This window comes from Rhodopirellula europaea 6C (assembly GCF_000338295.1).
Lineage (GTDB): Bacteria > Planctomycetota > Planctomycetia > Pirellulales > Pirellulaceae > Rhodopirellula > Rhodopirellula europaea.
In genome coordinates, this window is record NZ_ANMO01000266.1 from 37,681 (window position 1) to 50,259 (window position 12,579).

The following is a 12,579-nucleotide window of genomic DNA, read 5'->3' on the forward strand; positions in this document are numbered from 1 at the left end:
CAATTCAGCGATTCAACTCGTTGCGAGTGAAGCAGTGTTCTTCCACGACTTCACCACCAATCAGATGTTCTTGGATGATGCGTTCGAGCACCTCCGGAGTGCAGTCGCGATACCAAACGCCATCGGGATAGACAACCGCGATCGGGCCGGCCGCACAAACCTGCAAACAGTTGGCTTTGGTGCGAATGACACTGGCGTCAGTCCCAACCAGACCAAGTTCTTTGAGCCGTCGCTTGAGGTAGTTCCACGACTCCAAACTGGCTTCCTTGTCGCAGCACTTGGGCTTGGTCTGATCCGCACACAAAAACAGATGTCGTTTCGCGGTATGGATACCGAGCTTGCCCGCGATCGCTCGCAAGGATTCAGGGTCGCTTGGATTGATGGCTTCTTTCGATTTGGAGTTTGATTCAGAGGTCATGGGGTCTCCTTGACTGACGTCGTTTCTGGTTCGGGCCGTGGTTCCCAAGCGTCATAGTGTTTCGCGGATTGCCCTGACCAATACGGCGAAGATCCCCACAACGGAACCGTTGTCAGCATGGATTCCCACGCTCCCAGTTCGCCATACAGTTCGCGAAAGCGGTCGGGGTTCTGTGCCGACAAGTCATGGCTTTCGGAGACGTCGGTGGAAACCTCAAACAACTCAGCCGGGCGATGCGAGGGACGTAGAAGCTTGTCAGTACCATCCAAGATCGCTGCTTGACCTTGCAATCGCCAATACAATCGCCGACTGGGCGGTTCGCTGCCATCAACCAAATGAGGCGTCATTTCAATTCCGTCGTGTGTGCCAGCCAAACGGTTCATGCGTTTGCGATTGGACGCGTCTTCGTGAGACATGGGTTCAGCAAGTGCCAACGGCTGAGCGCCAGCCGCGGAACAAAACGTCGGCAGCAAGTCCAGCGAACTGATCACGCCGTCGTAGCGTTTGCCAGCTGGAAACTTGGCCGGCCAAGTCCAAATCATGGGCACGCGAATCCCGCCTTCTCGCATGGATCCTTTCACACCTCGAAGTGGCCCATTCCAACTGCCGTTGTTGGTCGCACCGCCGTTGTCGGAAAAGAAAACCAACAACGTGTTTTTCCACTGCCCGGTTTCTTCCAAGTGCTTGCGAATTCGACCGACGCCGCGATCAAGCGCGAACATCATCGCCGCGTAGGTCCGGCGTTTCTTGTTTTGAATGTTTGCGAAGCGAGCCAAGTCGGCTTCCGTGGCGTGCATCGGCGTGTGCGGCGCGTTGTACGAGTAAAACACAAACCAGGGCTGATCCGGTTTCGCGGCTTCGTGCTGATCGATGAATCGCAAACCTTCGTCGGTGAAGAAGTCCGTCAGGTATTCGTTGGAAAAATCTTCCACACGTTGCCCGTTCCGTTCGATGACGTGATTCATCGTCGTCGGAAAGTAGTGATGACTGCCGGTAAGCATCCCACAGAAGTGATCGAAGCCTCGACGATTGGGATGATGCATCTCGCCCATCCCCAAGTGCCACTTGCCAATCAAAGCGGTCGCATAACCGGCCGCGCCGAGATGGTCGCCCAGCGTTTTCTCGCTGACCGGCAATCCCAACAACTCGGGCCGAGTCGCGTAGCGTTCGTCCGATGCATTCAGGTTGCCTTCGTAGCCAAACCGCCGAGGATCACGGCCGGTCAGCAACCCTGCTCTTGAAGGCGAACACACCGCACTGGCCACGTAGGCCTGCGAGCACAACACGCCGGACTCGGCCAATCGATCCAGGTTTGGCGTTTGTAAAGTTTGGCTGCCCATGCATCCCATGTCACCGTAGCCCATATCGTCGGCCAGGATCACCACAATGTTTGGCGGGGCCGATTCAGCGGCACGCGAAGCTTTGGTGGCGAAGAAAACAGTCAGTGACAGGAAAACGAGGCGAGAAACCGCGGCAAGGTTGGGCGCTGGCATGTTGGCTGGGGCGGGGTTCGATCTGGAAGGCGGGACTGAGGGGAGGCACAGTGTATTTGACACCAGGGCATCCACCCAAGATGCTAGCGACTCTAGCGACCAAGAAGACAAAAAACATCTCTCCCCGTCGCTTCACAGGTGTTCATCCTTCAATAGCGACACCGTGTTCCCGCCGCGTTTCGACGCACCTTCCCCACCATCCAACGCAATGTCCAAGCCATCCTTCCTCGCAAAGGCTGTCGCTGTCTTTGGTTGTCTCATTGCATCAAGCTCGCCATTCGCGGTGGCCGACGACGAGGATAGCCCGAACATCTTGTTCATTCTGGCGGATGACTTGGCGTGGTCGGACCTTGGCTGCTACGGGCACCCGTGGCATGACACACCTCATTTGGATCGGTTGGCATCCGAGGGTGCTCGCTTCACTCAAGCGTATTCGCCCGCCCCCATTTGTTCCGCCTCACGGGCATCGATTCTGACCGGCAAGACACCCGCTCGACTGCAGTTCGAATTTGTCACCAAGAACGAACCGGGACGGCAGAAGATCGACTTCCCAACGCCGATGTCAGCACCTCCGTTGACACTGAACCTACCGCTCAAAGAGCGAACCATCGCTGAGTGCTTGAAAGACGAGGGTTATCAAACCGCGTTCTTTGGCAAGTGGCATGTCAGCTCTCACCATGAACGTTATTTGGGATGGAGCCCCACACACGGCCCGGTGAAGCAAGGGTTCGAGATCGCCGAGGAAGACTACGGAGCGCATCCTTACGATTGGCAACATTCACCCATCGAAACGATCACCGAGGTTGGAAAATTCGCGTCTGATTCCATGGTTCAGCGTGTCGGCGACTTTCTTCGACAGGAACACGACCGTCCGTACTTCGCGATGGCGTCTTCGTTTTATGTCCACACGCCAGTCCGAACGCCGTGCCAATGGCTGCGAGAAAAGTATGATGCTCGGGTTCCCTCCGATTCGAAGAAGCGAAAGAACCGGATCGAATACGCCGCCTTCTTGGAAACGTTCGACCATCACGTTGGCCAAATCCTTGATTCACTGGAGGAATCCGGACAAGCCGATCGGACCATCGTGGTTTTCTGTTCCGACAACGGTGGTCATCCGGAGTACACCGCCAACGCACCGCTGCGAGGTTCCAAATGGAACCTGTACGAAGGTGGCATTCGTGTGCCGATGATCGTTCGCTGGCCGGATGTTGTCCAACCACAAACTGAAATTAAACGTCCGGTGATCGGGTACGACTTGCTACCCACAATGGTCGACTGGGCGGGCGGTAATCCACCGAAGTGTGATGGAGAAAGCTTTGCTGACTCGTTGCGTGGCAAGTCCACGTCGACCGGCGAACCACGTCCCCTGATTTGGCATTTTCCGTACTACCATCCCGAGAAAGGGTTTGCCAAAGCACCGGACTCGATCGGCATCGATGATTTTGCTACCAGCCGGACTCGCCCGCAGTCAGCAATTCGACGTGGCCGGTACAAGCTGTTGCAATTCGCGGAGGACAATCGAGTGGAGCTCTACGATCTTTCCAGCGACATCGGCGAACAGAAGGATTTATCTACCCAGCAAGCGGAGCTCACATCGCAGTTGCGACGTGAATTGCAGCGGACACTGCAACAACACAACGCCCGCTTCCCAATCACCAAGTGATGCTCACGGTTTTGTTTCAAGAACCGATTGATGATCAAGCACGACGGCAGACGCCGGTTCTGCAGATCAAATGGACCAAAGCGTTTGCTTACTCTTAACCTCCCGATTTAAGTCAGTCTCCGAGGTCCTAGTGGTCTATCACAGCTGAAAGTTTGGGTTGATCGTAGTGGACGAGGCCACGAGGCCTTGGATTTGACGCCAGTTCAGGACTCGTGGCCTCGTCCACTACCCTACAAACAAGTCGTGACAGACCACTAAAACATTTAGAATGCACCTGAGCTTTAGATCAACATCGGTCTCTACTACCGTGGGTACAGCGTCAGCGATGAGTTTCGTCTGAACTCATGGACCAGCGTTCTGCTGACAGACAACTGGTCAGTCTCGCTCCGCGGTGAGCATCTTTGGCGTACCGATTACGAAGGATCCGACTCTTCAGCCGACAATTTGGTGATCTCAACCAACGTCGAAGAATTCCGAGGCGGTTACTGGTACAACCTCGGAATCGGCACCCAGTTGATGGCTCACGAGCACTACCTCAACTTTGAAATCGTTCCCACCATCGCACAAGACCTCGACGGCATCCAACTCGAAACGGACTACTCCGTCATCGCGAGTTGGTCCAAGGCTTGGTGAGCGAACGAAGTACTATCGCTCCTCAACTGGTTGGCTTCCGACCGAGGAACAAGTAATACGGTGCCTTGATGAGCGGCATGTAGGGAACGCTTCCCAACCGCTCGTCGCAACGTTCGGTCTCGAATTGGCGGCTGAGCATCGCAAGATGATCGCTGGACAAGTAGACATTGTCCGACGCAAACCAAAGCGACCAAAATGTCCGCCGCAGCCAACCATGTTGGCGACTCGTTGCCGCGGCATGTTTGCGTGAGACGTGAAAGTCGGTCACGGCGATGATTCCGCCCGGCTTGAGGATTCGCCGAGCAATCAAAACGCTCTCGAACCAATCCGGAATCATCGTCAACGAATACGAATACGTGACGACGTCCACGCTATTTTCAGGCAGTTCAAACTTGGTCGCATCCGCATGATGCAGCGTCACATTTTTGAGTTCACGCTCCTCAATCCGCTCCGAGGCGACCTTCAAAAGTGATTGCGAAAGGTCGACTAGGTGAACCTCGGAAAGGGCCTTCGACTGTTCTTCCACGGAGAACAAGTTGTGTCCGGTACCCGCACCGAAATCGACCCAAACACCGTCCTCAGGGAAGTCCACCCACGACATTAATTCTGACCGCCCGTGCAGAAGCCTCGCACGAAACGAATCATAGTGCGACGCCTGGCCTTCGTAAAAACTTTCCAATCGCTCGCCGTGAGTGTCACCGCGAACGGGACGGACCAACAAGTGCCAAAGGACTTTGAGATCGTCAAAACGGGAAGTGGGTTTGATGGCCTCACTCATGCTGCGACTCCAGCGGACGCGGGCGTCGTGCTGACTTCACCGGAGGGGCGTCCGAATAAATCAGCGATGTAGAAGCTGCCATAGGTGTGAACCCGGTCGCGAGCGTGCAGGGATGTCGCCAATTCCTCATGGTAATGAAGCAGATCGCCCAATTGAACTTGGCTGCCTTCATGCTGCAACATCAAAGGATTGACAAAGTCGACCGCCAACGCCGCACTTCGCCACAAAACGCGAGCGTCGGAGGTGGCACGATTCAGAATGCTTTGCCACTCCGATGCCAACAACTCGGGATAGCGGTCGTACAACCAATCCATGTGATCAAGCAACACAAATCGCGAGATGGGCTGATTATGGCCGGTCAAGAAGCCTTCGACCGTGTTGGTGTGCGTGTGAACGCGATCGACCAAACCACCTTTCAGCGTTTCAAAGTTCGCCTCTTTGAGATATTCCGGGCAGCACTCAGGCGTGTAGCTCCCCGTCAGGTAGACTCGCCAAAAGTAGTTGTCACGAAGCGGCAGCGTTTTAAACACCGCTTCGATCCGGTCTTGGATAAATCCACCGATACCACCGGGATAGCATTGATCGAGCTGGTTGCGTTGACTGCGGGGGACACCGAGCATCGCCAGCGTTGTGTCACGACGCAACGCCCAACGAAGCGGTTTGCTCCAGAGCAACCGATTGATGTCGCGTTCCTGATAGATCTCTCGCTGTTGATCCACCGATTCCGCTTGCAGCAACTCCGAGATCGCTTCCTTCAAACCGGCGGGACGTTTCAGGTAGCCGTTGACCAACCAAGCGAACAATCCCGATGTGCCGCGAAAGTAAAAACTCTTCCGACGAGACGTTCCATCAAAGAAGTCCAAACGTCGGTCCCAAATCGCACGTGCGTCCGGCGTCAACGAACCACGAACATGATTGTGGTAGAGCGATTGCCAATCGGAATGGTAACCGCGACCAAACACGTCGAAGAAGTCTTGGAATTTCAGCGTGCGAATGGAGGCGCACTTCAGTTCCAACAACGCGTTTTGCAGCGGGTTCATGTCCACCGCGTGAACGGACTTGGGGGCCTGCAGTGCATAGTCCAACGCATTGCAACCGGCGGAGGTGATCACCAGAACAGAATCGTCCGATCCCAGCGAAAGAGCTTGCCGGTCAATCCGAGGATCTTCCCAACAAGTGTTGTAGACCAGGTTCTTTTGGTGAACGACTTTGAAGCACTTGTTGCCGAGCCAATTTGCGACCATGCGGAGTTGTCTTTCGATTGATTGAGAAATACTGAGTGATTCAATGCGTCAAGCGGCGTAACCGTGCGATGCCGTTTCGCCGTTGACCGAAACGAGTTCGTTTGCTTCGACGTCGGCCGTTTCGCTGTCATCGAAACACCGACGAATGGCTTCTTTATGTGCAGGCAGGCGGAGGAACAAATCCTCGTCGTAGCGTCGGACCAAGTGCAGTTGACCATCGTGGCGTTCCACCAGCCCGGTGCAGTTCTCGACCCAATCGCCCGTGTTGCAGTACCACATCGAATCGCTGCTCACGATGTCAGGCGTGTGGATGTGACCGCAGATGACTCCATTGCATTCGCGTTGTTTCGCGTGATCCAGAATGCGACTTTCGAAATCGCTGACGAAGCGAATCCAACGCTTGACTCGGTCTTTGAGAACCGAGCAAACCCCATAGGGATTGCGATCGCTCGGCTGCCATGCTCGATGGAACAAACGGTTCATGCTCAAGCACGCGTCATAGACCGCTGTCGTTCCCTTGGACAACCAAGGAACGTTGCTCTCGACGCAATCGAAAAGATCACCGTGCGTGATCAGGAACTTCCAGCCCGCTTCGGTCTCCAAAACGAACTCATTGCCGACTTCAAATCGTGGCAACGTCGCCAAACACCCTGCCCGAAAAGCCGGGTTGCGTAGGAATGCGTCATGGTTGCCGGCGACGTAATGAATCTTTGTGCCGCGTCGAGCCAGGCTAATCAGATGAGCAATGATCTCGTCGCAAACACTCGACCAGTGCCAACCCGTGTTGATCTTCCAGCCATCGATGAAGTCCCCAACCAAGTACAACGACTCGGGCTGGAACTCACGCAGAAACACCAGAAACTCTTCGGCACGCGAATGCTTCGATCCGAGATGCACATCGCTTACCAAGAGGGTCCGGACCGACGTCGGGGCGGGCCTCTGCATGCCAGCGTCCTTGGCTTGGAAGGGATGGGAACGTCCGACCACGACTCAAACAGATCCTGCGTTGAGTCACCGGTGTGGAATCCAGCGTTGGTCGACCGTTGCTTGAAATTGATTTCGAGCGAAGAGTATCAACCGAGTGTGACGTTCTTGTTAACGCTCGATGCGGGTTGCAGGAAAGTTCCCAACCAAGACAGAACCCCGTGTTCCTGAATCGAATCGACGTCGCAATCCGGCGCGACAACCGGAACATCATCGCGCATAAAAAGATCGCCCGATGTGAGACACACCGGGCGATCGAATTGCTTTCTTGGCTTCCGAAGTCGCGACCTAGAATCGCATTTGATACTGGAAGTAGAAGAAGTCGGCGTCCAAGTCCTGCACACCGGCGGTGGTGCTGTAGTACTTGCCCGAATTGAAGTGCGAGTAGCCGATCAAAGCACTGTTGCGTGGGTTGAGCGCGATCTGGAACAAGACATCAATTTCGTGCCCGAGTTCACGATCGCCCGCAGCGTTGCCAGGATTGCTTGGATTCATCACGACGTTAAACGGAGTGGTTTTCTCGTCCAACATGAAGTAGTGGTACCAGAGCACCAACTTGACCTTCTCGCCGAAGAACGGCGTGATGAACTGAGCGTTGATGTCATGAATGTTTCGACGCCCAAACAAATCCATGAAGCCCAGATACTTGTGAGCCAACGGGAACATGTGGTCGAAGCCATCGCCACCGCGAAGATCGTCATCTCCACCCGAAGCGTAGTCGTACCAGAACCAAAGCGTTGGTTTCCAATCACTGGTCATCGCGACTTGACGTCCCAAACCACCAGTGAAGAACCCGGCACTGTGGTCGGTCCCATCGCTGTTGGTTCCGAATTGTGTTCCGCCTTCGTACTCGTACAACCAATTCGAGTCAGTCTTGCCAACGATACGGCTACCGATTGTGTGGTAATCGAAATTGGTGGTGTCGTTGTTAAGGCCGAGGTAGTAGTTTTCCCACTGCCCCAACCAAGTGTCTTTGCGGGTCATGTACGCGCCAAAGAACTGAACGTCTTGGTTTGTGGCATCCCACTTGTCTTCGTAGGCAGCGGTGCGTTTCACGGGGTGGGTGTAGAACGCATCGATCGAACCGTCTTTGTTTGCGTAGGTCGCACGCACACCATCAAAGGTACGACGAGTGTTGGCCCAATCCAAAGGCGAGATCAAACGCTGAGCCCCCAACAACAACTCTTGGCGACCACCGCGAACAGACAGGTTGTCCGTCAACTGTGCTTCCAAGAACAAGTTTTGTGCTTCGCCGCGGTTCTCTTCGATTGGACGGTTGTTGAACAACTCCCCGCCCGAGTCCGCGTACAAGTACTCGCCGTAGAACCGAAGATTGTCTGACAAACGCCAGTTGGCAAACATGCGGTAACGAGTCAACCAAAAGTTATCATCGTTGCCGGTGATGCCCAATCCGCGGTGGTTATTTTCGTTGTGATAGCGAACGCGTGCTTCGCCACCCACGTCCAATGTGCCGTTGAACATTCCCTTCAGCGAGTCGCCGAAGAACGATGGGCCGTCGTAGCAAGGGTCATCGAGGTAGCTGAAGTCGTTGGCATAAAAGACGCCTTGATAGGCACCTTTCATCTTTGCCATCGCAGCTTCTTTCTTCTTCTTCGTGCAGCAACCGTTTGCACAGCAGGTGCAGGGTGCGGAGTACGAAGCGTATGGGTCCGAGTACGTGGACGTGTCCACGACTGGTTCCGCGATTGGTGACTGCGAATCAACAATCGAGGAAGCAGCGGGCTCTTCCGTCGAAGAAGTCGGCGAAGGACCAGGTTCCGTGAGAGCCCCCGAGTCCTGTTGAAATACGAGGACCTCGACCGGTTCGAGACCGGAAGTGTCTTGAGCGTGAGCGTGAGTGGAAATGGCTGCTGTTGCGATCGCGATCGCACTGAGCAAGCGGCGTTTCCAGTTGCGTTGGGACATGGCGTTGTGCCTCCTTCATGGAGTGGACTGTGAATTCGAATCATCCGGATCGATTTGGATCGCCTTGTTTCCTTCCGCCTGAGATAAAGGAAGTCCAATGAATCGGAGATGAAACGAACTCAACATCCAAGTCTTCATAGCGACCCGTTTTGGCTATCGGCGCATTCAAAGTGATGCTGAATCCGCAAGTGCAAAGGGTTGCAATATGTGTCCCCACCAACCGCACTCAGACGTTGCAATGATCAAAGTCCCCCAACTCAATCAGCAGCGGATTTGCTTTGCTCGCAACGGTTTGCGGTGACGTTTTCACACGACCACTCCGCGACCATTTGCGGCAAAATGACGGGGTAAGAGAGAGCTTCGCACTCGAAAAGTCTGTTTAAGAATAGGCATTCTCCCCCGTGCTACTGCGGACAGATTCTGGTCCGAAACACGTCTCTAAGCACCTGCCCAATTCGCGTGCAGAGTCGCTTTCGATCTGCTGAAGACTTAAGCAGAGCCGATGCTGCCAATGATTTTTCAATCGGCCGAAGAAGTCGTTTTGCGCATGAATCACTCATTGGGATACCACTAGGTGCCCTTACCCACCACAAACACCGGTAGCGCACTTCGCGCCCCTGCATCCGGCATGACGCTTGCGACTCCTCAAACCTGTATCACTGATGCCACTTTATTGCTCTCGGTTTCAGCACTCTTCTCGTCGGACAGTTTTCCAATGCTTTTTCGCGTTCCCGGCTTCTGCCTCGAATCACAGAGCGTACCGCTCATCTCCACCGAATCAGAAGTCACTTCGCGGAGCGAATCAGCGGGAACGCGCCAAACGGCAAATTCGAAAAAGACCGCCGGATCCGCATGGAAGAAAGCGATCACAGCCACAAACAAATTCGCGTTGCTCGGTTGTATCGCTCTCGCCAGTGTCTTCACCGGTTGTTCTGACTCCGGCGTCTCACTGGAGGATCTCGAAGCCGCCGCAGCAAAGGTTGATATCAGCAAGATTGAAGTCGACGTCGATCCAACCGAGTCCGCCGCAATGTTGGACTTGGAAAAATCGGACCTCACATTCGGCTTCATCAAACTGACCGACTGTGCCCCCTTGGTGATCGCCAAAGAGATGGGCTACTTCGACGACGAAGGTCTCAACGTCACACTCGAAACACAATCGAACTGGAAGATCCTGCTCGACAATGTCATCAACGGGCAACTCGACGGCGCACACATGTTGGCCGGCCAGCCCATCGGTGCAACGATCGGTGTTGGCACCCAGTCGCCAATCGTGACCGCGTACAGCCTGGACTACAACGGCAACGGCATCACGGTCAGCAATGAAGTCTGGGCACAGATGCAGGAGAACGATCCTGACCTAAAGAGCCCCACCCCCAAACATCCCATCAGTGCCGCCAGCCTAAAACCGATCGTTGACGACTACCTGCAAGACGCGGGCGAACCGTTCCCAATGGGCATGGTGTTCCCGGTCAGCACTCACAACTACGAGATCCGTTATTGGTTGGCCGCTTCGGGAATCCACCCGGGCATGTACACCGAGTCTGACATCAAGGGCTTCACCGACGCGCAAGTCAAATTGTCGACGGTTCCACCCCCGCAAATGCCACAGAACTTGGAAGCTGACATCGTCAAAGGTTACTGCGTTGGCGAACCATGGAATCAAAAAGCGGTCGTGACCGGCATCGGTGTTCCCGTCACCACCAACTACGACATCTGGAAGAACAACCCTGAAAAGGTCTTCGGTGTCACCGAAGAATGGGCGGAGAAGCATCCACAAACTCACTTGGCCGTGATCAAGGCTCTGATCCGAGCTGGTAAATGGTTGGATGCAACCGATGACTCCGGCAAACTGGTCAATCGCGAAGAAGCCGTCGAGATCCTCAGCCGCAAAGACTATGTCGGTGCAGAGAAGGAAGTGATCGGCAACTCGATGATGGGCACGTTCGTCTTCCAATCCACCGACGTTCGCGAAATGCCTGACTTCAACGTGTTCTTCAAGCACGAAGCCAGCTACCCGCACTACAGCGATGCGATTTGGTTCCTGACTCAGATGCGACGCTGGGGACAAATCACGGAATCCAAACCAGCCAGCTGGTACGCCGAAACCGCCAAGAAGATCTACAAGCCAGAGATCTATCGCCAGGCTGCTGAGCTGTTGATTAGCGAAGGCAAACTCGATCCGAACGAGATCCCAGCCCCAGACTACGACGGCTACCGCGCCGTCACAACTGAGTTCATCGACGGGAACAAGTACGACGCGAAAGATCCGATTGGCTACATCAACAGCTTTGAAATTGGCAACAAGGACGACGAGTCGTTGGCCAAGAAATAGCCACCCCATTTGGGCTCTCACGAGCCCGCTTTGATTCCCTTTTTGCATTCACCTTTCCACCATTTTTTGGACGTATCCCCTGATGAATTGGCGTGGCAATCTTCTCCGCTTCTGCGACGTGGCCGGACTTCCGATTCTTGAACCGTTTGTTCGACTGGCAGCAGGCGAGGACAAACGGGAACAGTGCATTGGAATCGCGAAATTCATTTTGCTTCCAATCGTGGCGGTCAGCGTGTTTCTGTTGCTCTGGGCCGGAGCCGCATCAACGGTTGTGACGGACAGTGCCAAACTGCCCAGTCCACAAGCGACTTGGGCGGCGGGCAAGCAGCTGATCGCAATGCATTACGACCAACGCGCCGCCGACAAAGCGGCCAAACAAGGAAAGCTGACGGAAGCGGTTCAGCTATTGGCCGAGTCAAACGCCTACACCGCTGCGGCGGCAAAGGAAACCGGTCAAACCAAAACACTTCTTGAGAACAAATCGTTGACGTTGAAGAAGCGAGCTGTCACCGCCGCAAACTTCACGCCCTCGAGCGCCCCAACGTTCATCGATCAAATTTGGACGAGCGTCAAAACGGTGTTCTTCGGTTTCTTCTTGGCGACCATCGTTGCGGTTCCGGTTGGAGTCCTCTGCGGGATGAGTCCATGGTTCAACGCGGCCATGACACCGTTCATTCAGATCTTCAAACCCGTCAGTCCTCTGGCTTGGTTGCCTTTGGCGTTCATCGTCATCATGTGGTACTACGCCGGTTACTCCAGCGGCGAAACGTTTTTCAACAAAGCATTCCTGATCTCAGCATCGACCGTGTGCTTGTGTTCACTTTGGCCCACGTTGGTCAACACAACGCTCGGTGTTGCCAGTGTCGACAAAGACTTCATCAACGTTGCCGACGTGCTTCGGCTGTCTTGGTGGCAACGTCTGACCAAGATCATCTTGCCGGCCAGTTTGCCACTGATGTTTGCGGGAATGCGGATCAGTCTGGGCGTTGGCTGGATGGTTTTGATCGCCGCCGACATGCTCGCTCAAAACCCCGGACTGGGAAAGTTTGTGTGGGACGAATTTCAAAACGGTAGCGAACTCACTTACGCCCGCATCGCCTTCAGC

At 54.7% G+C, this 12,579-nt stretch carries 10 protein-coding genes; 4 read left to right on the forward strand and 6 right to left on the reverse strand.

Going from position 1 to position 12,579, the window contains the following annotated elements:
* Nucleotides 1–4 precede the first annotated feature (4 nt).
* Entirely contained in the window at nt 5–418 is a 414-nt protein-coding gene (locus tag RE6C_RS28010) for a (2Fe-2S) ferredoxin domain-containing protein (RefSeq protein WP_008662179.1), read from the reverse strand.
* The gene (locus RE6C_RS28015; protein WP_008662181.1) at nt 415–1,911 is read right to left on the reverse strand and encodes a sulfatase-like hydrolase/transferase; all 1,497 of its coding nucleotides are present in this window, start codon (nt 1,909–1,911) and stop codon (nt 415–417) included. The genes RE6C_RS28010 and RE6C_RS28015 overlap by 4 nt, the downstream gene beginning before the upstream one ends.
* 208 nt (nt 1,912–2,119) lie before the next feature.
* On the opposite strand from RE6C_RS28015, the gene RE6C_RS28020 reads away from it, so the two are divergent.
* Nucleotides 2,120–3,574 (forward strand): sulfatase, encoded by a 1,455-nt coding sequence (locus tag RE6C_RS28020; protein ID WP_039963683.1) that lies wholly within the window; start codon nt 2,120–2,122, stop codon nt 3,572–3,574.
* Between the two features lie 447 nt (nt 3,575–4,021).
* Nucleotides 4,022–4,207: a hypothetical protein gene (locus tag RE6C_RS33180; protein WP_008662185.1), complete on the forward strand. Its 186-nt coding sequence runs from the start codon at nt 4,022–4,024 to the stop codon at nt 4,205–4,207.
* Nucleotides 4,208–4,229: 22 nt separating this feature from the next.
* Here RE6C_RS33180 and RE6C_RS28030 read toward each other — a convergent pair whose 3' ends face one another.
* The 4 genes from RE6C_RS28030 to RE6C_RS28045 all read right to left on the reverse strand — a co-directional run bounded on the left by RE6C_RS28030 (nt 4,230) and on the right by RE6C_RS28045 (nt 9,139).
* Nucleotides 4,230–4,985, reverse strand: coding sequence for a class I SAM-dependent methyltransferase (locus RE6C_RS28030; protein WP_008662186.1), 756 nt, complete (start codon nt 4,983–4,985; stop codon nt 4,230–4,232).
* Entirely contained in the window at nt 4,982–6,229 is a 1,248-nt protein-coding gene (locus RE6C_RS28035; RefSeq protein ID WP_008662187.1) for a BtaA family protein, read from the reverse strand. Before RE6C_RS28035 ends, RE6C_RS28030 begins: the two co-directional genes overlap by 4 nt.
* Nucleotides 6,230–6,277: 48 nt before the next feature.
* Nucleotides 6,278–7,174, reverse strand: coding sequence for a UDP-2,3-diacylglucosamine diphosphatase (locus tag RE6C_RS28040; protein ID WP_081605777.1), 897 nt, complete (start codon nt 7,172–7,174; stop codon nt 6,278–6,280).
* A gap of 327 nt (nt 7,175–7,501) precedes the next feature.
* Nucleotides 7,502–9,139, reverse strand: a complete 1,638-nt coding sequence (locus RE6C_RS28045; protein WP_008662192.1) for an alginate export family protein — start codon at nt 9,137–9,139, stop codon at nt 7,502–7,504.
* A gap of 715 nt (nt 9,140–9,854) precedes the next feature.
* Between RE6C_RS28045 and RE6C_RS28050 the strand changes: the two genes are divergently transcribed.
* Nucleotides 9,855–11,474 (forward strand): CmpA/NrtA family ABC transporter substrate-binding protein, encoded by a 1,620-nt coding sequence (locus RE6C_RS28050; protein WP_039963684.1) that lies wholly within the window; start codon nt 9,855–9,857, stop codon nt 11,472–11,474.
* An 82-nt stretch (nt 11,475–11,556) separates the two neighbouring features.
* Nucleotides 11,557–12,579 (forward strand): ABC transporter permease (locus RE6C_RS28055; RefSeq protein WP_008662198.1); only part of this gene is annotated, 1,023 nt, incomplete at its 3' end.